Raw genomic sequence first — 26,149 nt, 5'->3', positions numbered from 1 at the left:
TAAATAAGGTTTATAAAAATCGATTTGCAATCAATGCTTAATAAATTGTTTATATTTCAGTAATATGTAACAAAGGTTTTTTCCAAATAGTGCTTCCCTTTTTAAAGATTATATATTTTAATCCATATTCGCCTGATGTCAGATAAATTTGTTTCTGCTGCTCTACTTCTCGCATACTGCCTTTTAGTGGGTCCATCAAATAAACATGGTCAAACAATACATTACTGCGTATCTGAAAATAATCCGCTGTTGGGTTAGGAAAAATGTCTATCAATGGCTGTTCTGTTTCATTTTCAGTGGCAGTCAAATCACTGATTTTAAAATTGAGTAGTTGATCTGTTACACACATTCCTGATACATTCACTTTGAAGTGAATTTGGATTTCGTTTTCCGGAAAATCTACAATACGCTCCTTTATAAAAAGTTCTTGCCCGACAAATTCAAAATAATGATTGTGAATTCCTGCGCTATCATGAATCCATTCAAAACCCGCAAGAAGCACTTGTCCGATTCCATTTTTAACCTGTAAATTTACGATTTTGTCTCCTACATTTGACTGTCGTAGGATTTGATTGGTATCTGGCTCAATGTTTAATGTTTGATTCACTGTTGTAAATTGCACAGGCATTTGTTCAGAACCCACAACAGCATTTTCCGAAAATACCATTATATTGGAAAGCTCATAAATGCGATCTTCTGATGCATCGTAAATTTTAAAATGGATGGTATCCCCTGAAAATCGATTGCTGTAAATAAACATATACACATACAATCCCTGATTACTTTCCACATTAAAAAACTGAACACCCCTGATTTCATCTCCAACAAATGCTGCAATCCGATCCTGTTCATCGTGAATGGCATCGCATTCGATAAAACCCACACCAATGACATTCATGTTGTATTCATAATCTGATGGGATTACAATCCAGTCAGCCTGTGATCTTCCAATTAGAGTTGATAAACACATCGAAACTACTAAGCAATAGCGCAAAGTGAATTTTATTATTGCTAACATTTTAATTTATTTTCTGGATTAATTTTGTAAGTTGTTTTTGATTGGTCATTAGACTGATAAAATAGCTGCCAGGTATTTGAATTTGTTTTAAATCCAGTTGAATATCATTAAATCCTTTCACCAAAATTTGCCTGGATTGCATGATTTCATGACCGAATACATCTGTAATTCGAATGTTTGCGTTAGCATCTGCTTCCAAGGTGGTATATTCGATATGAATCAAATCTTGAAAGACCTGTGGATACACTTCGTACCTTTGATTGTATACTGCATCGCTAAACTTGATGGTTTTACATAAGGATTCATCCATCGTAAGTACATAAGGGAAATCGATACTTCCAATGTGATCGTTTGCTTTAAATTGAACAGTCGCAGCTAAATCAAATTGTTGATTGGATTCAGGATGAATCAATTTGTATTGTAATTTTTCTGTTGCATCACCGGCAATTGTTAAATAGGCCAGCTCCTGTTGAGATTCAGTTTCAATTGCCGCCTTGGCTCTCCAATTACCGCCTGCATCAAGAAGTCCTATTCCATAACCTCTTTCATGAATCAAGTCCGGACAATCTGTATGAACCGATACTATTGCAGTCATGTTATTATTGTATTGGTGATGATTTACCTGCCACCACGAATCTTGATTCGTTCGCGTTGTTAAATCATCGAAGCTTTCAAACATTCCAGCTATCGGATAGGTAAATGTTCTTGGGCCATTGCTTTTTGATTTAAACATATAACCTTCTCCCGGCACCATGGTTTTAAGACTTCCCAACCAACCGGTAGCAGCACCATTGTAAACAGCAAAATTGTATTTACCTTTTATAATTTCTCCGACTACGGGAGTTAAATTGGACAATGCTGAATTTATTTCTTGTGACCGAATGGAAATAAAGCCAATCCAGCTCCACCCACCACCATTTAAGGTGACAGGACGAGTCGTTGGATTGACCACCGTACCGCGTAAAATCAATGTGTCGTTGATCCCTTTCTTTAATTTCCACAATTGATATGGATAAAAACCATTGATTTTATTACCACTCCATGTACTGCCATTATAGGTATTTGATTCTGTTAGATTTTTTATAGTTGCATCTTTTTCTGCAACACTTTCCAATACCCCATCGGTTGTCGTTGCAAAATTATCAAGATAAAAGCAGATCCAGTTCCAACCACTGAAAACCGGTATGTCTAAACTGACAATACTTCCGGATTCAAAAATAACTGGATTGGAAAAACTTCCTCTCACTGAATCCAAATTAAACACGATATTATTTCCAACTACATCACTGTAAACTTTTCCAGCCGAAGCATCCCAAATTTTAAAAGTAATTGCAGGATTCCCTGTTGAATTGTATACATTTAAAAATACACGGTAAGCATCTAATTTTGGAACATATTCCAAATTGGCTACACCCCGAACCTCTGCACCAACATAGGCAACAATTTTATCCCGGATATCTGATGAAAAAATACCATTTATCTTTATTGTTCCAATGATATTCATGGTATTATCATAGGCTCCAGGATTTACGGTCCAATTGGGTTCTTTTGCTTTTACTTCCAATTCAATATTTAATTTTTCGCGATAATTAAAATCTGTCAATAAACTTGCGCCAATAAAATATTTTCCTAAATTAACAGAGGGATCCACTGTAAAAATTACTTCAATATAACTGTTTGGTGCAATGACACCGGAACTTGGATTGACACTTATCCAGGATGGAAGATCCAGTATATTAAACTTTTTAGATGCACCTCCCCGGTTGTAAATACCTGATTTAAAACTTAAATTTTCTCCTCTTGTGATACTGTATTTTAATAATTCATCTTGCCAAACCACCTGATTTTTATCCATATACGCAATCCAACTTATTGGTGATTTCATGGTATTGCCATGCAAATCATGAATTCCCTGAACGGTAACATCCAATGTTACATTTTCAATCAATTCCCCGGCAGTGATTGGAGTTAATATGATCTGATCATTGTTTACAGCATAATTAAAGGCAATTTGTTCAACGGGTCTTTGTAATTTTATAGTTGGTGTACTTGAAGACAAACTGGCTTTAACACTGTCAATAACATGCGGTATGGTAATCTGATCTGCAATCACTCCAGTAAGTATTTTTATACCTGTCGGATCTGTGCTATAATGTTCAAAAGGCAAGTAGAATTGCAATCCGGCTTCATCACCCATCATTCTATTTTGCTTATCCCGTTTAATTTGCTCATAGCTCCGGGCAACATTCCAAAAACGGAATTCATCTAATAAACCATTGTAATAATTGCTAACATTATCTTGAGTACCAATTTTAAATCCGCGCGCTCCAATCCACATATTAGATCCACTCCATTCGCGGAATCCATCGCTGGAAATTGAATTTTCAAATAAGCCATCAATATAAACGCTGAGACTGGCATTACGTTTTAAGACCATGGCAAAATGATGCCAATTATTATCAAAATAATTTTTTGTTGTTGCAGTAAAATCAATCTTGTTGTGTTTGATATGAATTAGATTATCAACTTTATCTATGTTCCAGGATTGCAATGAATCAGAACTCAATCCCGTTCCGGTTCCATTCGATAACAAACATGCATTTCCAGTTTGACCGGATTTAAACCAAAATTCTGCTGTAAAATCCATTTCATCCGTAATAGCGATGTTGCCTGTACTCGCCTTTAAATAATTGGATGAGGCGGATTTAAAATCACCAGATTTCCCATTAGGAGTAATTTGCCAGGTGGCTGCTTTGATCAGCGCTTCACGTCCTTTAGAAAGATCAATAGTTGTTGTGCCTGTAGCTTCATCCATTCTCCAGTTATAGAGCAATCCGGCTTCGTTTCCACTCAATAATTTGGATTTATAAATGGAAAACTGTGATAAATTTCTCGCCGTAGTCCAAATCCGAACTTCATGCAAATTTCCATTGAAAAATTGAGAAGCTGTTGCTGAATTCTTACCAAATAAAGCTTTTGCATTGACTCCTATATAATCCGGTTGCAAACTAGTTGCTCCTACGTTTATTAAACTGGCAGTTGTTTGTTCATCTGCCAAAAACATCTCTACGGTTTCTGAAAGATATTTATAACTAATTGCAACTGTATGCCAAATATTATCGTTAAACAATTTCGTGGAGCTTACAGAAGTACCATTTATTTTAAATATAAGCTTATGATCCGCTGCAAATCCAATATAAATTTGTTCACCAACCGTGTTACCCTGACTAATAATCGTCTGCTCACCAAATGAATCGCGTTTAAAACTAAACTCTATGGTAAAATCCCGGCGATCCAATGCAATTCCATCTGGTAGTTCAAGATAATCATCGATGCCATCAAAACTCAATGAAGTTGCATGTTCAACCGGACCGCCATTTAGAACACCGCGGATATCAAAATTTATACTGGAACTAATAGATCCTAAATCAATGGGTTCATTGAATTTAATACTGATCTCATCATTGGGTGATAAAATTCCATCCGCAGGAGACGGGTGACCAAATGCATGCGGATTGATTCGATCTATAATACCGGAATGGATTTCAGAATTGCGTTCTGATAATTCACATGTAGAGCTAACCCGTAAATCATAAGCTCCATCTGTCAATTGCCTGACATCCCAATCATAAAATGAAAATGATTTATCTCTTGACAAGGGTATGGCTTTAGAATCTTGCAAACCACTTGTGTCGACATGAAATTTTTGCAAACCGATCCAATTCGCTGAACTGGATGGTTTATAATCCAATCGCAGGTTTTTTAGATCAAAATAATTAATATTATAATCCACAATTGAGATCGGAAGTGTATCATGAAAATCATTGTTTAATACCCATTGATTATCCGGATTGGCTATTCGAACGTTTGTACAGGATGGTAGAAAATGTGCTGACACATAAACAGAATCAACAATATCAGAAATAAATCCTGCTCCTCCTGTAAACTGACATTGTGAATGAACCAATACCAATATGTTATCATAATTATAGACGGGACCAGGACCTTTTTCAATGGTTAATACTTTATTGATTGCGGTTCCGCCTGCTATGATAACGGATGCACTTGGAAGACCATCAATTCTGACAATAGCTCCGAAAGGATTGGTTTCACTGGCAATGCTGATATCATACGGCATGATGTATCCAACCTCTGATTCATTGCTAACTGTCAAATTAAATACAGCCGCTTCATCCACCGGAACATTTGTAATTAGAAAAGGACTGACATCCAATTTGGGTTTATCTATTTGCTGAGTACGCGCACTCACAACCGTTCCAGGTAAATAATACTCTGTAACTGTTTCCTCTTCAAACGGACAGGCCGTAGCGCAACCCGGTTTATTTTTAAAAATAGGTCCCCAACCAAGAATAGAAGGATATACATCCACAGAATATAAATCACCAATATCCGGGTCGTTTAAGTTGAATGTCACAGTTTCTGTTACACCTTCTTCCAATGACCAATCATGTGAATTGGTAAACCCAATTTCTAAACCTTTTTCAATCCCGACTCCATTGTTATTGATTTTACCGGAAACTTCAAAACCTAACTCCGCGGTCAATTCATATTCAATACTTGAGCCATGCTCTATGGCTGTACTGTGAGAAATTTCAGATTCGTAAGTGGTTCCACCGGTAAAAGTAAAATTTGATGGACTCCCTAAGCTCTCAAATTTCTCAACGATGCGGTTTCTTTTTGCTTTATATTCTAAATACTCATCAATAATTTCTGCCTCTGCAATTCCAAATGCAGTAGTTACTGCAAAGGTTGCATATCCTAGAAAAGCAGAACCAACTGCAGGAACTGCAATGGCTCCATAAGAATGATAGATCGCCTCAGCAGCTGCATAAGATAATGCGGCATATGCAATAATGATATCTGCATTTTGTTTATCCAATTCAGACAACTCCTTTTGTTTATATGCTTCTATGGTGTCTTTATTTCCAATATGTACTTTTTCCCATTCGTTGAGATAGATCGCTTGCTCCCATTGATAAATTTGATTATTTAAATACCTAACGGAGTCAACTGCATTCATTAAATCTAAATAGCTGGGATTTGCTTTTACAAAAAGTTTATAGCTAGGTCCATCGTAATCTTCAAAATCTCCTGTTTGTGGGGTATAGGTTGAGGCGGCAGCACCAAAAACCGGATCATCATTATTTTTTCCATAATTCTCATCATTGACTGACAGTTTGCTGGTGTATTTAGGATTGGTTTGTAGAAATTTATTTCGTAAATTAATTAAATTAGGAATGATCAGATTTTTAATATCGTATTCATTAAACATAAATTGGGTGTTGTATCCTCCCGGAACAACAGACAATCCATATTTTTTTGCAAAAGATAAATTAGTTGCAGGTTTTTTACCCGATAAACAAGGGATGGTATCGCATAATTGATCTGAAATAATTACGAGTTCCTCACTCACTCCAAATTGCACATTTTGAGATTTTCCAATATACAAATCACTGCTTGCGCCCGGTGGTATTGCAGTCTCTCCGTAGGTTGACCACGTGTTAGTATTGGTTGTTTCAATGGTTTGTGAACCTGTTCTTCCACCACTGATTTTTGCTTTAAATCCTGCAGTAAGATTGTTCTCTGTTTCATTATCAACTTCTACACCTACTCCAACGCTTACTTTTACGCCTGTATAAATTTGATCAGAAGTATGTGCTTCCAAACCTAAATTCCAGGACCAATTGGTTTTATCCACTTTGGTTGTTCCAATACTTCGACTTGCAGAACTTGCTGTTCCAGGTGGATCTCTCAAAACATATTCTGGTACTTGTGGTCCCAATGTGACAAATTGTTGACCATTCGAACGTTTACCTAATAAATAATAATGGTATACACCGGTATTCGTGTTGGGTTGACTAAAAACTTTGCTTGTAGCCGGTAACCAGGATATGGTACCAGCTGCAGTTTCTAAAATCATTTCAATTTTTCCAGTATAACTGTACTCTGGAATCGCTACATTTTCATTAAAATTTGGAAAGCCTGGTTTAAATGTATAAATCAAATTTTTGAAAGAATCCAGACTCGTATAATCTGACACATTAATTTCAGCAAAGCTTTCTTCAGCAAGATCATTGTAAATTTTAAGTGTTCCTTCAGTTGTTGGAACGCTATCTATTCTATTTGTGGAATAATTCTTATAGGGCTCATATATTTTTATCAAACATCGATATAATTGTTCGTCATCCCCTTGAAGAAAAACTGGCCATAAATAAGGATACGTTCTTAGATTTCTTGTATTACCATAGGTATCTGTATAGCTATCTTCCCCAATAAATGGATTGCTACCATCTTTGTCCACTACAGCTAAAACTGATTTTTCACGCCAAATAAAATCCAATTGTTTGTGGTAAGAAATGGAGGGACTGTTTGTTAAAAATTTTCCATTGATATCAAAAGTAGAATCTATTTTTGTTAAAAGAGTTGTTGTTGAACCTAAATCCAGTAAATCAATTACTCCAAAATTAATTAATGGGTTGCTTGGTACACTAACATTTACTACATAGCTTAAAGGAGGCAACAACAGCTCATACTCCCCTGTACTTGAATTGGTATATATGGTATCCTTACGACATCCATTGCCCAATGTAGATGTAAAAATGAGTTTGGACACTCCAATATTGTTTTTTGATTTACCCAAACCAGGAATTTTAGTAGCTTCCCTTAAACCACCTACCACTCTTCCTACCACTTTAAGTAAAGTAGAATCAATAAAATGAATACCACTTTTAGCCTCCTGAAAATTAAAAGTACCTGTACTTGGAAATCGCTTCGTTGCATATACATGACCCTCTTGTTGTACTTCAATAAAGTGATTACCTATTGGTACTTGAATCGAAAACGCACCTGTTGGATCTGTTTTAGCGATCGTTCCGTTGACTATAAGTGGAACTCCGTCTATCAAAATGGGTGCATCTGCAACACCACAACTTGAATTTTTATAATACACATCACCGGTTACCGTAAATGATGAAAGATCCATAAAATTAATGTTGTTATGGATGGTTGCTCCATCACCAATAAATAAAGCGGAAGAAGAAGGATTAAATGTATGTGTTAAAAAACTTGGAGAAACAATAAAAACTTCTCCAGAACCATTAAAAGGTATGTTTAAAATATAATTACCTATTGCATCGGTATAAGCTAACAATGATACCTGGCTAGAAGTAGGATAAATCGTTGACCAACCAATTCCTGATCCGCGAAACATCCCGTGATTTTTATTAAAAACCTGAGCTTGCTTAGAATAATCATAAACTGCGCTGCCCATTCCTTCATTGGTTCTGAAGTAAAATAACAATCCAGTTTCACTACCAGATAAAAATCGCTTACTGTCCTGGAGAATCTCTGCTGCCGATTTCTCTGCTTTCCATAAACGAAGTTCACACAGTTTACCATCAAAACCTGAACCAATGATAATACTGTCATTGGTATTTCTAAAATGAAATGAACCACCACCGGTTACAGTTATTCGGGATTTTTTTCTTTCAATTCCATTTATAAAAAAGCGCACAGTATCTGATTGAACCTGAACTGCAATATGACTGAATCCTGTAGTTGGAATTTGTGTTGCAGCTAAAATAAAATTGTAACTAGTGTTATCATCATAAATTGTTAAATCTAAATTACGACTACTATTGAACCTTAACTTATAGTTGTTTTGCTTTTCAATTACTGTGAATGTATTATTTTCTGGCTGTATAAAACATTCAAACAAAAAGGCTGTATCTAAATCTAAATTTTCTTGGGGTGCAATTACGATGGTTCCGGATGTAAAATCTAAACTCTTATTTGCAATACCGGATGTAGAGGATGCATTGATCTGAACATCCTTTACTGCAATCCCGCCCCCATAACTAACCTGGCCGGTAATCGTTCCTGTGCGTGTTCTAAATCCTATCGACCGGGCTTCATTAGAATGAAAAACCTGGTTTGCACATTCCACTTCTCCCGCAATTTTGTACTCATACAATTGTCCAGCTTCTGCATATTCATCCACATAAATATTGGATCCACTTTGCTCATTGGCAATTTGTATAAATTCAGCATCCTGTAATTTTCTGCGATAAATTCGCAATCCACTCAAATCGCTTCCAAAATTATAGGACCATTCCAGAACGACCTTATCAGAATAATATCCTTTTGATGCGCTCAATGATTGCTCATTAAACAATTGATTAATGTCATAGACCAGGATGGTATCTGCACTTGCCCGGTAAGTACTGGCTTTAAAACATGAATTATTTGCGCGGATTGTATAATGATAGGGTTGACAAAATGTTACATCCACATCTATATAACTTTCAGAATCTGCAGGCAAGGTAATTATCTTGGTTGTACCACCCGTCCTTTCAATTACGTATTCGGTTTCATCTGAATTATTATCGTTCCAATTTAATAATATACGATTCCCATCTGGAATGGCAGTGAAGTTTTCAGGAATCTGAGGTTCAAATACTCCCGTACCTGATACAATGTCTGAATAGGCTGAAACACCACAATCTGAGACCGCTTGTATCTTATACTGGTAGCTTTTATTTGATAACACACTTAAAGAGTCGAGATAACTGGTCAATGAACCATCAATAATATCTAGCACAGTCCACGCTGAAAGACTTGGTTTATGTCGCCTTCTAGAAATATAATATTGACCTGGTTGAATATTGGGCTGATCCCAGCTGATACCAATTAATGAATCACAGGGTATCGGATTGATTTCAATATGCACATTCACCGGAGCAAGTGGTAAATCCGTAACGTGGGCAGTAATTGTATTAGACGGGCCAGATCCAACTTCTCTTGAATATCCGGGAAACCAGCTTCCAGTTACGTAGTAGCTGTAAATCCTTCCCGCGACTACATTTACATCAGTAAATTGATTGTTGGGTCTGGCGTCTCCAAACAATTCATAATATTGTGTATTTCCAAGATCATCTGTCCTGAAAATTTTAGTTTTCCATTTGGAGTCAGGATCATCGCAATCCCAACTTGGGTTAGTCCAATTCAATGTGATAGAATTGCAATCAAATGTGTTTGTTAAATTGGTCCTTGCCGGAATGTCAACAGTTGAATTAATGGTTTTGGAATAATCTATATCTGTATCATTATTTCCAGCATCATTATTATACCAAAGCCCAGACATTTCAATTTGAATACTTCCACCCAATAAGTTTAAATCAAAATCTCTTAAAGTTAATTTTCCTTCATACACATTGTCCAAACCTGAAACTCCTACAACGCTGAAGGATGGATTTCCATCTTCGACATTATATCCAATCGTTCTGTTTTGCGTTCCCCCATCCCTGGTAAATTCTTTATCACAATACGAACAATCCGTTCCATATTTCAATCTAAAAATTCTTTTAGAATTACCATTTGCGTTGGTATAACGAACAGAAAGATTCTTAAAATAATCATCCTCACCCCGCCCATCTAATATCCAAAATGACACGGTAATGGTAGCGCTGCAATTATCATAACTCACGCGCCAGTTTGACTCTGAATACGGGTCAGCCTTTGCTGTATTGCTATTTAATAAATAAGCAAGGCAAAACATCCAAATTGAAATTGAAGCATTGAATTGACGTTTCATAACTATATTTTTACAGATTTGAATTCAAAACTATTCCAGTCAGAATGTAAACACCCTGTCAAGTAGATTGAAGCTTTGAAAAAGTAGATGAACTTCCGTTTTAAGTAGAATGAATGGAATTTGCTGGAGCGCTTTACCTTCCCTGGATCTTATGTAAAATGTTGATTATATACAGCTTATGGAAAAATATGCTTTTAAAAAAACCTCAAGAATCCATCCCAATTTGGATAAAGTTGAATACATTTACTTTTAATATGCCCTATAAGATCAAGTATATTATAGCAGATGATGACGATCTGTTTCGAACCTTAACGCTCGAGTATTTGAAGTTAATTCCGGACTTAGAATGTATTGGCGAATATAAGGATGGCCTGACGGCCATAACAGGAATCCAGAATAGCCATCCGGATTTGTTGATCAGCGATGTGGAAATGCCGAATTTAAACGGTATGCAACTGGTAAAGAGCATAAATCAACTCCCCTTAGTCATATTTATAAGTTCTCATAAACAATATGCGGTAGATGCCTTTGAAGTGGATGCAGTGGACTTTCTGACAAAACCCATTCAGGTCGAACGCCTGATGAAAGCCATTGACAAAGTCCGCAACTTGCTGGAATTAAAAAGGAACATTCCCAATCAAGAGGGTTTTAAAATTGAAAATGGGGATTGTTTTTTTATACGGGAAAAAAATGCTTTTGTACGAATTAATTTTTCTGATGTCAATTACATTGAATCACTAGCAGATTTTGTAAGTATCTATCTGTTGGATGGTTCAAAAAAAACAGCCCTGGTCAGTCTGAAAAATTTGGAACTTCAATTACCCGGAAGTTCATTTATTAGGATTTCAAGAACGCACATTGTCAATACCCATAAAATTAGTTCGTTGGATCCTACAACTATGAGTCTTGGAAAAATCAGATTACTGATTGGAAAGACTTATTCAGAAGCAGTCTTGCAATCGGTTCTTGGGAATGCTGCTATTAAACGATTTTTATGAAAGTAGTACTGAAAATAGTTTTGATTATCGTAATTTCTTTACGATTAACTTACATCCATTCACAGGAAAATCAATCCATTGATAGTCTGTTTAAATTATTGAATGACGAGGCATACGATTCCACTCAATTGAATATTAACAGGACCATCGCCGAATACTATTTGAATGTAAATTTAAACAAAGCCATAGACTATTTTGAAAAAACCAAAACACTGGCAGAAAAACTAAACAATAAATCAGAACTAGCCTCCAGCTATTACAGTCTTGGCAGTTGCTATATTACTAAAGGCAATTTTGATTTGTCTTTAGAAAATTATTTAAAAGCAGTTAGGCTTTATGAAGAACTAAAATATAAACGCAGACTTACAAAAGTTTATATTGATATTGCTTATCTATATACCGAATACGCCCAATACCCCAAAGCCGGAGAATATTTTGAAAAAGCAAAATTATTAATTGACCAAATTCAGGATAGCATTGAATTGAATTTTTTTTTACAGGAAAAGGGCAACTTCTATTTTAGACAAGCTAAATATGATTCGGCCATTCTATGCATTCAGGAGTCTAATCGTATTTCCATGTTACTCAAGGATGATAATTATTCCATACCGAATTCTTTATCCAATATTGGTCTTATGTATAAAAAAATGGGGAAGCTGAATGAAGCCTTTCTTTATATAGACAGTGCACTAACTATACTTAAGAAAACAAACAATTCAAATTTTTTATTCTCCAGTATTTATAATAACCTGGCTTGTATTTACAGCGCCAAACATATGTTTGATTCAGCTTATGTTAACTTTCAGAAAAGTATTGCGTTTTGTAAAACCTCCCAAAATACACTTACTGAATTGGAAAATTACAAGAATCTTGCAGAAATGTATGATCTTAATAAACAATATGATTTACAAATTTACTACCTTAAAAAATATTACAATTTAAAAGACAGTCTGTTTAGTTCAGATAAACAAAATGAACTCAATCAATTAGAAACTGATTACCAGTTGGAAAAAAAGGATAAGCTGATTTCTAATAAAAATCTTGAAGTCATCAAGCAAAAAAATAACCGGAATATATTATTGATATTTTCAGTCTTTTCAATTATTCTTCTATCAAGTTTATTTTATTATTATCGAAAAATTCAAAAAAAGAACCAGGATTTAGAAATAAAAAATACACTCATTGAAAATCAAAAAACTGAATTGCAGCAATTAAATCACATCAAAGATCGCTTATTCGGCATCATCAGCCATGATCTTCGAAATCCTTTGATTACTTTAAAAAGTTATTTGATGCTTTCGGATAATGAAAGCATTGCCGCCGACAAAAAAATACTGTTCAAAAACCAAACGATGGAGGCCGTAAATCAAACCGGTGAATTACTCGATAATTTATTGACCTGGGCAAACCTTCAGTTAAAAAATGTTGAAACGCCTTTGGTTCCTATTGCTCTTGATGAATGTGTAACAGATGTGGTTCATATTTTAAAAATGCAGGCAAATCAAAAAGATATTGAAATCATCCAACGCGTTGATCCCATTATTTTTACCAGTAATTCCGATGTGCTTTCCATTGCTTTGCGTAATTTAATTACCAATGCCATTAAGTTTAGCAAAGTACATCAGCAAATCATTATAGAAAGTAAACAAAATACCAACAGACTTGAATTGATTGTGCAGGATTTTGGAAAGGGCCTGAGTAGTGAACAAATTCAATCAATTCTAAGCAGTAACAATGAATCAACACTTGGCACCCAAGGGGAAAAAGGCAGCGGACTGGGATTATTTTTAGTGATGCAAATGCTTAAAAAAATAAATGCTCACTTAGAAATTGAAAGCCATCCAGGTGCCGGCAGTAAATTTAGGATTGTATGGATAGAAGCGACTTCTGCAAATGAATTATTAGGATGAAAAGCAATGGTTCATATGTTAAGTATCTGCACAAATCAAAAAGATGGAGTGCATTCGTCATGATGCTGTTTATTCCCTGGCTTCTTGGATCACAAACTGCATCCTGGGATTTAAAATGCATCTTAGATAACAAACTTCAACACAGTTCGGGAATTCTTACGCTCAACCAGGGACAGACATTTTGGTCACAAGTTGACAACAGCAGTCCGGCTGAGTTATATGAAATGGATGTAAATTGCAACATCCTTCGTACAGTTAAAATCATTGGGGTATCAAAAACGGATTGGGAAGACATTGCAACTGATTTTAAAGGAAGCATTTACTTAGGAGATTTTGGTAACAACAACAACAGCAGAAACGATTTAAAAATTTACATCCTCAAGGACATTGCCAATCAACCCGGAGACAGCATGCGTCCGGAATTGATCCAATTCAACTATCAAAATCAAACTGCATTTCCTCCAGCGGCAGCCTATCGCAATTTTGACATGGAGGCCATGATCTGGTATCAGGATACACTGCATCTGTTTTCGAAAAACAGGACAGACCCATTTACTGGATTTACTTACCAATACAAAATCCCTGCAGTGTCAGGAACCTATTCCGTGAGTCCGGTGGATAGTTTTAAGACCGGTGATGGACCCGATGTGTTTTTTTGGATTACCGGTGCCGCCTTCAATCCGATTGATACGGAGTTAATTTTATTGTCTCACGACCGCCTCTGGAAATTTTCAGGATTTGATGGCAGTCGGTTTTTTAGTGGAAAAAACAGTTTAATTACCTTGCCGACCTACTCCCAAAAAGAAGGAATCTGTTATGCAAAAGAAAATACCTGGTATGTGACCGATGAATATTTCAGCACGCTGCGAATTGGCGGCAATCTTTATGAAATGAAACTGGAACCCACCAAAAACCAGGAACCTGTGGATGAATTTGAATTTGAAGTGTATCCCAATCCCGCTCAAACTTTTCTGGAAATTTTCATTCCAAAAATAAATTCGGATAAATCCGATCCATTCATACTATACGATGCATTGGGTAGCATCTTGATTCAAACCCGAATTGATAAAATGCGGACCTTCATTCCAATAGAGCATTTGGTCAATGGAGTCTATTTTATAAAAACCTATTCGCGAAAATTGAATCGGTTTATTGTAAAGCGAGTATTGAAGGTGGATTAAGTTGTCTTGCTGTCTTTTATCTGTATTTATTTTAACTCGCTATTTTACCAAAGAATTATCATATTAATTTTCATTAGATATGTTAAAGTTTGAATTTTTCAAAAAATAATTGCTTAAAAATTTGGAGATGTTTTTTTTTTTTTTTCAACATTTGTACTATAAAACATTTCAATAGGATAATTAGATATTATATCGTCACATAGCTTCCGAAATAGGACCATTTGATTATTTCATTATTAAAATAGTATAGCTATGATACCAGAACAATCTATTCCGCCAGTTTATTTCAGCTGATTTTTTTTATCCGCAATGGAATATAGGTAAAACGATTTATGAAGATCACCTAATAAAAAAATCAGCACCCTATAAACAAATTTCCTGATCAACATTAGATTGGATGAATTGCATTTGTAATTTAGTTCCAGGCAATTAGTTTCAGGCTACATTCATTCGAAACAGCATAGATAGTAGGCCAGTTCAAGGTCAAGAGATTTCTATTGCCTTCGCACAATTTTAATTACACATACTGGATATGGCTTATACCCATTTAATTAGTCGTTTGATTTTACTTATCAAGGAAAATTTGATGCTTTACTGTATCAAATTAAAAGTCTTATAAAAATTTTTAAAACAATTTAAAAAATATCAAATGAAAAATATTAATTTTAAACCCAAATCGATTTTATATAAATCACTGATGTGCATTTTATTACTATATGGAAAGTTGGATTGTGTTTTAGCACAATATATAGAACCGAAGTTTTTTATGAAATTTGATGAAGTTGGGAATATTTCCTGCAATATGGTGCAGGTAAAAGTGCGCATTCAATTTTATGGTGATGAAAGTGGAACGAGCGGAGAAAATGTTTACGTAGCTGGCATGGATATTCCCATTCACGTTTACCCCGAACCAGGTGGTTATGTTGTTCGCATTGATCCTGCAACTACTGATGCGACCTTACATTCCATACTTAATGCACAGTCATGGTTTAGCACCAGTTATCCAGGTACTGACGAGGAAGAATTGACACTATCTGGGACCAATCCCAATGGTTCTTGTTGCGATGGGGATATGGTATTTGTTGAAGGAACGTTTTATGATTTGTGTACTATTTATATGTATGTTGAGACAGAAGCTTTGGTACAATTTGAAGATATGGTTGAACCAACAGTAACTTTTGATTACCGGACCAACTCAACAACCTGGGTTAGAGATGAATTTGAACTTTATGAAACTTTGGGAGACTACCCATTGGAGGTAAATCCATTTTCAGGGAGTTACAATATCAGTGGAAGCATCAAAAGACAGCCTAATGATCCAAATACCTATTGTCCGGATGGAATGCCTTTAGTAGGTGTAAGCATTACGATTACCAATCCTGACCCGGATGTAGGTGTAGAATCTGTAGCAGATTTTGAAGGTGCATGGTGTTTTCCTGCAGGATACAATGATACGCATGATATTGGTTTGTATTCAATGGGTATAGGAGATCCATTGTGTGGGGTGAGTACTGCAGATATAGTTAATATTCAAAGGCATATTCTGGGTTTAACTACATTCAGCGCTCGATGGAAAAAATTGGCTGCAGATGCCAACAATAATCAGAGCATCACAGCTGCTGATATTGCATGTATTCGAAAAGCAATACTTGGATTATCAACAGAAGAATATTGTCCTGACTTTACTCAAAGTTGGCGATTTGAAACCACTGCGAGTTATGTGTTGAATCACAGCCCTGAATTAGCACGTAATGCTTATTATAATGATTTAGTGAGTAGTACAGCCTTAACTGGTAAAGATTTTTATGGGTACAAAGTGGGTGATGTAGATGGATCATGTGATGACTGTCAAACTATCCAATCCGATCAAACCGAAATCCGATCAAACTCGGATACTTTAGTATTGGCCTTAGGAAATCCCATACGTATAGGATTTACGAGTAATTTTAAAATACCAGTATATACTAAAGTTGATACTAATTTAACCCTTTTATCTTTGAGCATAAGTGATCCTCAATCTTCATTAGTTGGAATAAGTTCTTGGTATCTGGATTTTAACAGCATTCGTGGAGATTACAATGTACAAAATAATGGCTCTTCAATGGATTTGATGTGGATGATTGATACTACCGAATACATCAATCTTCCCGGTGATACCTTGTTATTTTATATTTTAGCAGAAGATTCTACCAATAATTTTAGCTTAAATTCAACCATTACCAGTAAGATTACAAACAATTGGTATTCAAATACAAGCAATGCAGGTCCAATTAAACTCATTAAAGAAGTCGGAAGTTTTGGCTTAAAAAGGCCTCCTAATTTTGTATATCCTAACCCTGCGAGTAACGAACTAAATGTTTCTTTAAAAGATTTGGGATCCTTACCGGCAACCATTACAATCAGAAATAATTGGGGAAAAACAATGACACAAGTCGAGGAGAAAGGATCAGACTTAGTAAAAATACCCGTACAGCATTATTTATCCGGAATGTATTTTATTACAATAAAAAATAACCAAAGGCAATTCATTCAAAAATGGATTAAACATTAGAATCGAAAGTGATAAATTCTGCAATTCTAAAATCGTATCAAATGAAAAGTTTATTAATATTCTTAATTAGTATAACATTTTGTTTAAATATCAAATCACAGGAATTTTATACTTGGTGTGATTGGTATGGTTTTGGAATTGCAGATTTATCTAATTGTGACATTATTAGGCTATTTGATAAACCAGCAGCAAATCCAGGGGCTACAATTAACGTTTTTAAATGCCCAGATGGACTATTTTATAGAGCGACAGAAACTGATGGAGGATTTTTAAATACTTCGGAACCTTATTTTTATACTCCGATAAAAAAACATTTATATATAGGAATGAATCGTCATTTAGAGCGAGCAGTATCTGCTAGCATCAATTCAAAATCCTTGATATATATTGTAATGCGTGCTTGGAATAATTCAATTTCCTATCTTATGGAATACGATTACAATACAGGAAGATTTACCATTTTAGGAAATGTATCAAAAGGTGTACGAAGCATTGTAGCATTGGGAAATAAATTAATTGGCATAGAAGAAATACTTCAACCTTATCGGTATTATAATATCGTAGATTTAAATTTGCAAGATTTATCTAAACCTAAGGTATTGTTTCAAATAGATTCAAGTTATTGGGTAAAAGACAATAATCCCATGGTTACTTCTCCGTATATGGGACTATTTAAAAATTATCAAACCTGCGATCATGCAGATTTGGTTTTGAGTAGTTATACGAACCATGATTCCATCACTAAATTTTACAAATTGGATTTTAAAAATAAAAAAATTGTACCTGCCTGTGATATGGATATTAAAGTTTATTTTGCTTTTTTTTTCGGGGAGGGTATAAAGGGATTTGATTATTTGAGAGATTGCCGTTTTGATATAGATTTTGATCTAAATAATTCATCCGATACTGCAAATAATTATCGTACTGTTTATGAATGTCCACAAGAAGAACAAAAAATTCATGACAAGGACTGGGTATATTACAGTGATGGACCTTTAGATTCTCTTCGGGTTGAATTGCTATCAGGCAATTTAGATACACCTAATGAGTATTTAAAAGCAAATTATATTCCAAAGGGATTGAATCTGATTGGTGATAAAACACAATCCCTCCTATTTACATCGCAAAATAAAATAAGCACTACTGAAATTGAAAAGATACTGGATGGCATTGTTTATATTAATGAATTGAAAGATCCAAGTCCAGGAGTGCGCTTGATCAGGACCTGTATTTATATTCCGTGGTATGATGACACTGTGTATACCCGGATTTCAATTCCTGTTTTTGAAAAACTTCAATCCAATACCACAATTTGGCTTTGTCCGGATGGGGAGTTCTATTCCATTGATAAATTTATTCCATCCCTGGCTTCATTAAATGGACACTGGTTGAATTCGGATTTAAAATCCGGATTTATTAATGCTGGAATTACAAAAAAGGGTACTTATCCGTATTTATATACCCGTGGAATGCAATGTATTCCTGATACGATCTTATTCACTTTAAATTACTATCCCAATCCTGAAATAAATTTGGGTCCGGATGTATTGGCTCAAGGTAATTCAAATCAAACTATTACATTGACTGGGGACTTAAACATTTTAAATTCAATAAATTGGTTTTTAAATGACAATTTAGTATCGAACCAAAACAATTCATTTACGTTCAATTTTATTCAAGACAGTTTGATTAAAGTAACGGTAATTACAAACGATCAATGTTTTTTTTCTGATTCTGTACAATACATTCTTAAAATTTCAGACGACGACATTTGGATGCCAAATGCTTTTTCTCCAAATGGCGACCATATCAATGATTGGTTTGGTATCACTGCTAAATACAATCTCTTTATATATAATTTTGAAATATTTGACCGTTGGGGTAATAAATATTTTAATGCAAGAAATTTTCGCTTACAAGATGAATCTCAATCATGGAATGGAACTGCAAATGGTTTTAATTCTAGTCCTGGACCCTATATTTATTTGATTGAGTATGCAGGTACTTCTGGACAAAAGATGACTAAAACAGGAACTATTAATTTAATTCGGTGATGCAAATATTTTAAATTTAGTTTTTTAAACCGAATTAGTTAATTTATATAAATAACTAAAATTAGTTAATAAAATAAACATCCATCCAATCGGATTACTGAATCACAAATGCCATCTTCCTATTCGCACGTTCATACAACAGATTCCAATTCAAATCAAAAAACAAATTTTCAAATTGTAACAATCCGTATCCTTTTCCCTTTATCAGCAACAGAATTATTTAAATACCTTTTATTAAAACAAATTCAACTGCTTGCTTCCTAATTGAAGCCATTGCAAGTATTCACAGATTCTTAAAAATTAAATCTGCTTTGCTCTTTGAACAGCCTTTAAAAGACAGCTTTAGACCACATTGAGTGCATTCTAAGCAATTTCTAAGTAGTGTTAAAGTTTTTTGCGCTGTAAAATATTGCGATACTTTGCCCGGGTGAATGCAGAAATAATTTCACACAAGCTTAAATTGGATTTGACAGTTCTGATTTTAAGTTTGTAAGCAGTAGTCAGTTTTTTAGGTAGTATAATATGTTGCTAAAAGAAATCGCTTTTGGTATAGCTATTCTTTTGTTGTTTAGCTGTAACAATAAAGAAAAGGTATTTCATATACCTGCTGCCTGGGAGCACCAGGATGCCCTGTGGTTGGGATGGGAAGCAGATACTTCCTACGGATACCAGTCAGTTTTAGTTTCAATGATTAAATCGATAAACCATAAAGTCGAAATAAATCTGGCAGTAGAATCAGATAGCCTGATGCACCAAGCCTTGGCTTATCTAACATCTAAAGGCATTGACCCGGAAACCATCCATTTTCATATTATTAAAGGATCCCAATTTTGGATTCGTGATTTTGGGGCTCAGTTTTTAGTAAACGATATGGGCGAATTGGCTATCGTTGATTTTATTTTTAATGGTTATGGTTATCCCGAATTTCTTAAACGCCAATTTGGAGACAATGCTCAGATTAAATCCGTTCTGGCCGCTATGGAATTAAAGGTTAAAGAAACCAATAAAGTCAGTAGTCTGATTGCTCAAAGTCAAAATGCCACCATTATAAAAACAAAAATCGTACAAGAAGGCGGTGGCACCGAAGCAAATGGCAAAGGGAGTTTGATTTTATGCGAAGCTACAGTCTTGGATAGAAATCCCGGGTATTCAAAAAAAGAAATTGAATCCGAATTTAAACGGGTTTTGGGAGTGAGTAATATCATTTGGTTGAAACAAGGCCTGATTGAAGATCCCTTACATTGCTTTCGAAGAATTCATCAAAACTACATTGCTTGCGGTACCGGCGGACATACAGATAGTTTTGTGCGTTTTGTGGATGAGACCACTGTATTTATTGCATGGATTGACGAAACGGAGATCAATGGAAATCCCATCCTCCAAATCAATCACGATCGCATGAAAGAAAATTTTAAAATTCTTGAAAAAGCAGTTGATCAGGATGGCAAACCATTTAATATCATTAAGGTGCCTATGCCTGATTTAATCACCAGAAAATTAATTGCAAATTGTGATTTACAATCGCAAATTGAAAAAAATAACATTTCCTGTCAGGGTCTCATCCCTTCTGAAATGCCTCAACACGGTGATACATTAATTCAAGTGGCCAATGCGAGTTATTTAAATTTTGTGATTACCAATGGTATGATTTTACTTCCTACTTATACACACATGGGCTCTTCTAAATCAAAAGAAGAACGGGTTAGATTAATTTTTAAAATTGAATTTCCACACAATCAGATCGTATTTATTGATGCCATGCCTCTAAATTGGAAAGGCGGCGGATTGCATTGTTTGACTATGGAACAACCTGGAAAATCTAAGTATCTGCCTTGATTTGATTGAATTTCTGATTTGATGTACCTTTTATTTACTTTTATTGCACAAGCTTCAATTCCATTTTAATATTCGCTCGTTCATACAATCCAGATTCCAATTCAACTTCAACAAAACCATATTTACGGTAGAGATGGATTGCTGATGCCAATTTAGTATTGCTGTATAATATTAATTTTGTTATACCTTGTCTTTTAGCAAAATCCAGGCAATGCTCCATTAGGCGTTTTCCGATTCCAAGGCCTTGTGCGCTTGCAGTTACTGCCATTTTTCCTAACTCAAATTCAGATTCCGATTTTTTTAACAGGGAAGCAGTTCCTACGATTTCATCATTTAGCAAAGCATAAAAAATAAAACCGCCTTTATCTATAATTTCTGATTTTGGATCTGATAGCGAACGGATGTCTGAGGCTTCTAATTTAAAATAGCGCTCCAACCATTCATAGTTTAATCTTTTAATGGCATCCTCCAAACCTGGAGCATATTCTTTTAGGATGATGTTTTCGCTTATCATTTAGATTATAAGTAGAATCGAATACGCAGAAACTAGCGGTATTGCAAATTTTGAATGGCCGCTTTGTGATGGTGCTCCACATGGTAAATGGCATTGTACAACATCTCCCGCAAACTGAGCATTCCCAATAAAGGATGGGGAATACAATAACGATCCAGATCTGCTTCAGAATAATTATCCATCTTCAAGCACAAATCAACAATGAGCTCCGTTAAATTTTGACATAAACTTTCTCGCCTTTCAAAAAGAATTACATCCGGAACATAGTTTGCCGGTGCTTTGCCTCCCGCTGTGAATTTTTCCAAATAGTATGTAAGCAATTGATCATAACTCAAACCTTCCCGATCCAATTTGCCAAATTTTTGTTCAATAAGTAATTTATCCAAACCAAAAACTGCAACCAGCGGTTTGATACACATTACAATATGCGCTAATTGTTGTCCCGCTGTCCACTTCTCTTGAAATTTAAAATTGAAAGTATCTTCATTGAGCCCATTGATAAAATTAATAAACGCTTGATGCCTATCTTGTAATTCAGTTTTTATTTGATCTTGATACATACTGGGATATTTTGTACTTCACATTATATGATCTAACTATTAAGAAGATTTTTTATTGCCACGAATGCACGAATGAATGCGAAGGATTGCCACGAATGCACGAATGAATGCGAAGAGTTGCCACGAATGCACGAATGAAATGCGAAGGGTTGCCACGAATGCATGAATGAATGCGAAGAGTTGCCACGAATGCACGAATGAAATACGAAGAGTTGCCACGAATGCACAAATGAAATACGAAGAGTTGCCACGAATGCACGAATGAAATACGAATGGATTTTATACATCCTTAAACATTCGTCCTTAATTCGTGCATTCGTGGCATTTCCTCCTTCTTCAATTCGTGTCTTCATTCGTGTCCTCCATTCGTGCATTCGTGGCTTTTCCTCTTTCTCTTTAATTCGTCTTCCATTCTGGCAATCTACCCGGTGTAAATGGCACTGAATGCATCTCTAATTTTTGTTCTAATTGCATAATGTCAGCATCAATGCTTTTTATTTCCTTATACACAGCATTGAATTGGGTCAAAGCAAGTTGGTAAGATTGCAAATACGTTTCACTAGGCGCAACAGTTGTGCTCCACAATCCGCCAACAATGGTACCAATGCGACCATTGATGGATGGCAAGGTTTCGAACTCGCGTCTGGCCAGACTGCCGTTGCCATTTAATTGAAGGTTGGCAGCATTCATCCGAGACTCAATATCTGCGATGGTTTTTGAAACAGCTGTAGGCAATGCAGGTGCATCAATCACAGCTCGCTTAATGTATTTTAATTTTTCCTGTAGCTCTGAACGATAGGCATCCGTTGCACCGGTCACTCTGCGAAGTTCAGCAACCTTTTTACAAAAATCATCCACTGCTTTTTTATCAGCTGCCGGTAAACTGGATTGATTCAATGCCTGAATTTTAAAATTTTCATTCAATCCCAAATCTGTATAAACTCCATCTTCAAATTTACTGATAGCCACCCGATACATACCAGGTATTGCCATGTAACCGGTCTCCTGCGCATTAAATACAAATGACTCATCAAAGCTGCTCAGATCAATCGGACCAAAAGGTGCATAGCGATAATCCCATACGATGCGGTGCAATCCCTTTTTAGCAGCTGCTTTTAATTTACGTACTACATTTCCGGATGCATCTGATATGGTAAATAGTATGTGTGGCGCCGGCTGCTCATCTTCCAATCGCAGTGAATCGGCACTTGGATAATAAATAGCTTCTTTGTTTTTAATTTTTTCTTTCTCCTGCTCACGGCGTTTTTCCTTAATCGTCTTAATATCATCCCGCAAATAATAGCTAAACACAGCCCCTACTTTTGGATTTGGAGCAGTATAAAATCCTTCGCCTTGAAATCCTTTTCCGCGCACGCCCAGAGGTACCGATGGCACAAACATCCAGGAATCTTTAATCGGATAGATTTTTGCAATTTGTGATGAATCTTCTTTTTTTATGTAACGCAGTGGACTGTAATCATCCAATACATAAAATCCTCTGCCAAATGTTCCCAATACCAAATCGTTTTCACGTTTCTGAATTTCCATATCCCGCACAGCAATCGTTGGTAAACCAGCTTTCAAAGCAATCCACTTCATTCCGCCATCCAAACTGCAAAAAGCTCCAAATTCTGTTCCTGCAAATAATAAATTTTTATTGATGTGATCTTCTGCCATACAATAAAGTGATCCTCGCTCCGGTAAGTTGGATTGAATGGCTTTCCAGCTCACTCCACCATCAGTAGATTTAACAAGATAGGGATGAAAATCGCCGTAACGATGATGATTAAATATTACAAAAAGCGTATTGCGATCGTGTTGTGAGGCAACAATTTGATGTACATAGGATCGTTCAGGAATACCCGGTATGTTATCAATTTTATTCCAGGATTTTCCACCGTCTTTTGTGATTTGAACCAATCCATCATCGGTTCCAACATATAAAATGTTTTCATCAAATTGATTTTCTGCAATGGATGTACAATTTCCATAAATATCGGTAGATCCATTTTTTGCAATGGCATCTACACTCCAAACCCGGTCCATGACCATGAGTTTATTTCGATCCATCATTCTGCTTAGATCTTGTGACAACGTTTTCCAACTGTGTCCCTGATCATCGGTACGAAATAAACGATTGGCAGCAAAATACAATCGCTTGTTGTTATATTTTGAAATCAATAAAGGAGCATCCCAATTCCAACGATACGCTGCTTCACCATTTTTTTCTATTGGTTTGATATCTACAAACTCCCCATTTTTCTTGTCGTATCGCACCAATCCACCGTATTGGGATTGTGCATAAATAACATTGGGATCCAAAGGATCAATTTGAGTTTCAAAGCCATCGCCGGTACTGGTAAAAAACCAATCCGAATTGACAATGCCGTTGATGCTGGTGGTGCGTGAAGGTCCGCCAATACTAAAATTATCCTGAGTTCCCCCATGGATGTTGTAAAAAGGAAACGCATTGTCTGTAGATACTTTATAAAATTGCGTAATGGGCAAATTGGCTTTAAATGCCCAATCTTCTCCGGCATTAAAACTTTCATATAATCCGCCATCACAACCAACCAGATAATGATCTGTGTTATTCGGATTGATCCAGATCGCGTGATTGTCAATGTGTTTGCTTTTTTCTCCTAAGATGGAGAAACTTTTACCACCGTCTTTACTGACACCGAAATACGTATTGATTACAAATACTTTGTTGATATCCTTTGGATCACAATAAATCTTTTGGTAATAATTTCCCGATGTAGAATAACCGCTTTGCTTTTCCCAACTCGCTCCACGATCTTTGCTTTTATACACTCCGCCTTCTCCATCAGCTGCTTCAACAACTGCAAAAAGTACATCCGGATTTACCGGTGAATAATTTAATCCGATTCTGCCTAAATCACCTCCAGGCATGCCGCTCATGATTTTATTCCAGCTTGCTCCTCCATCCGTACTTTTATATAAAGCCGATTCTGGTCCGCCTCCAATATAACTGTAAACTTTTCGCTGTCTTTGGTGTGCCGCAGCATATACTATATTAGGATATCTTGGATCTACAAATACTTCGTTACAACCGGTGTAGTCGCTGATTTTTAATACCTGCTTCCAGGTAGCTCCTCCATCCGTAGTTTTATAAATTCCGCGATCGCCTCCATTGGTCCACAACGGACCATAAGCTGCTACATAAACGATGTCCGGGTTGGAAGGATCAATGGAGATCCGTCCGATGTGCTCAGATTGTTTTAAACCCATGTTTTTCCAGGATTTACCTCCATCTTCTGATTTGTAAATGCCATCCCCGTAGGCTACGCTGCGTTGGTTATTATTTTCTCCGGTTCCGACCCAAACTACATTGGGATTTTTAGGGTCAATGGCCAGACATCCAATGGAATAAGATCCTTCTCCGTCAAAAATCGGATTGAAGCTGATTCCGGAATTGGTGGTCTTCCAAACGCCACCGGATGCAGCTGCAACATAATATTCGCTGGTATTAAAAGGATTTACAGCTAAATCTGAAATCCGACCTGAGGTTAATGCAGGACCTACGCTTCGGAAACTCAATTCACCAAATAAACCGGAATTGATAAACTCTTTGGTTTCCACTTTTGCCGCAGGAGCAATTGGGTTTGATTTCTTTTGGCTAAAAGTGGATAAGCTATAAAAGCAAATCAGAACACTTAATAAACAGATTTTCTTTGACATGTTGTAAAAATAAAGATGGTTTTTCTAATGGGGCTCAAGATAAGGAAAAAACATTTATTACGAAAGACTTCGTATTAATATATTGCCATAGGAGAAAGGATTTATCTATTTTTTTCAACTTAAAGTAGAATCTCCCGCAGATCTCGCAGATTTTCGCAGAAGTAATTTTTTCTTCTCTGCGTCAATCTGCGTAATCTGCGGGACAGAATTTC

At 35.8% G+C, this 26,149-nt stretch carries 11 protein-coding genes; 6 read left to right on the top strand and 5 right to left on the bottom strand.

Going from position 1 to position 26,149, the window contains the following annotated elements; genetic code table 11:
* Nucleotides 1–49 precede the first annotated feature (49 nt).
* Together IPJ80_06710 and IPJ80_06705 are read right to left on the bottom strand one after the other, a co-directional pair.
* Nucleotides 50–970 (bottom strand): hypothetical protein, encoded by a 921-nt coding sequence (locus tag IPJ80_06710; GenBank protein MBK7913175.1) that lies wholly within the window; start codon nucleotides 968–970, stop codon nucleotides 50–52.
* A gap of 49 nt (nucleotides 971–1,019) precedes the next feature.
* Complete coding sequence (locus IPJ80_06705) at nucleotides 1,020–10,631, bottom strand: hypothetical protein (GenBank protein ID MBK7913174.1); 9,612 nt, start codon at nucleotides 10,629–10,631, stop codon at nucleotides 1,020–1,022.
* A gap of 113 nt (nucleotides 10,632–10,744) precedes the next feature.
* Here IPJ80_06705 and IPJ80_06700 point away from each other — a divergent pair, with 113 nt between their 5' ends.
* The 6 genes from IPJ80_06700 (at nucleotide 10,745) to IPJ80_06675 (ending at nucleotide 21,161) form a co-directional block, all read left to right on the top strand.
* Nucleotides 10,745–11,629, top strand: a complete 885-nt coding sequence (locus IPJ80_06700; protein MBK7913173.1) for a response regulator transcription factor — start codon at nucleotides 10,745–10,747, stop codon at nucleotides 11,627–11,629.
* Entirely contained in the window at nucleotides 11,626–13,539 is a 1,914-nt protein-coding gene (locus IPJ80_06695; GenBank protein ID MBK7913172.1) for a tetratricopeptide repeat protein, read from the top strand. Before IPJ80_06700 ends, IPJ80_06695 begins: the two co-directional genes overlap by 4 nt.
* Nucleotides 13,536–14,720 (top strand): T9SS type A sorting domain-containing protein, encoded by a 1,185-nt coding sequence (locus IPJ80_06690; GenBank protein MBK7913171.1) that lies wholly within the window; start codon nucleotides 13,536–13,538, stop codon nucleotides 14,718–14,720. Before IPJ80_06695 ends, IPJ80_06690 begins: the two co-directional genes overlap by 4 nt.
* A 649-nt stretch (nucleotides 14,721–15,369) precedes the next feature.
* Nucleotides 15,370–17,271 (top strand): T9SS type A sorting domain-containing protein, encoded by a 1,902-nt coding sequence (locus IPJ80_06685; GenBank protein MBK7913170.1) that lies wholly within the window; start codon nucleotides 15,370–15,372, stop codon nucleotides 17,269–17,271.
* Nucleotides 17,272–17,312: 41 nt separating this feature from the next.
* Entirely contained in the window at nucleotides 17,313–19,325 is a 2,013-nt protein-coding gene (locus tag IPJ80_06680; GenBank protein MBK7913169.1) for a gliding motility-associated C-terminal domain-containing protein, read from the top strand.
* Between the two features lie 600 nt (nucleotides 19,326–19,925).
* Nucleotides 19,926–21,161, top strand: coding sequence for an agmatine deiminase family protein (locus IPJ80_06675; GenBank protein ID MBK7913168.1), 1,236 nt, complete (start codon nucleotides 19,926–19,928; stop codon nucleotides 21,159–21,161).
* A 40-nt stretch (nucleotides 21,162–21,201) separates the two neighbouring features.
* Here IPJ80_06675 and IPJ80_06670 read toward each other — a convergent pair whose 3' ends face one another.
* The 3 genes from IPJ80_06670 to IPJ80_06660 all read right to left on the bottom strand — a co-directional run bounded on the left by IPJ80_06670 (nucleotide 21,202) and on the right by IPJ80_06660 (nucleotide 25,937).
* The gene (locus IPJ80_06670; GenBank protein ID MBK7913167.1) at nucleotides 21,202–21,675 is read right to left on the bottom strand and encodes a GNAT family N-acetyltransferase; all 474 of its coding nucleotides are present in this window, start codon (nucleotides 21,673–21,675) and stop codon (nucleotides 21,202–21,204) included.
* 32 nt (nucleotides 21,676–21,707) lie between these two features.
* On the bottom strand, nucleotides 21,708–22,235 hold the full coding sequence (locus IPJ80_06665; GenBank protein MBK7913166.1) for a DinB family protein: 528 nt from the start codon (nucleotides 22,233–22,235) through the stop codon (nucleotides 21,708–21,710).
* Nucleotides 22,236–22,631: 396 nt separating this feature from the next.
* A complete protein-coding gene (locus IPJ80_06660) occupies nucleotides 22,632–25,937 on the bottom strand; it encodes a glycosyl hydrolase (GenBank protein ID MBK7913165.1) in 3,306 nt (1,101 codons plus the stop codon).
* Nucleotides 25,938–26,149: the final 212 nt, after the last annotated feature.

This window comes from Saprospiraceae bacterium (assembly GCA_016714025.1).
In the GTDB taxonomy this organism is placed as follows: Bacteria; Bacteroidota; Bacteroidia; order Chitinophagales; family Saprospiraceae; genus Vicinibacter.
This window is presented reverse-complemented; position numbering and strand designations above follow the sequence as displayed.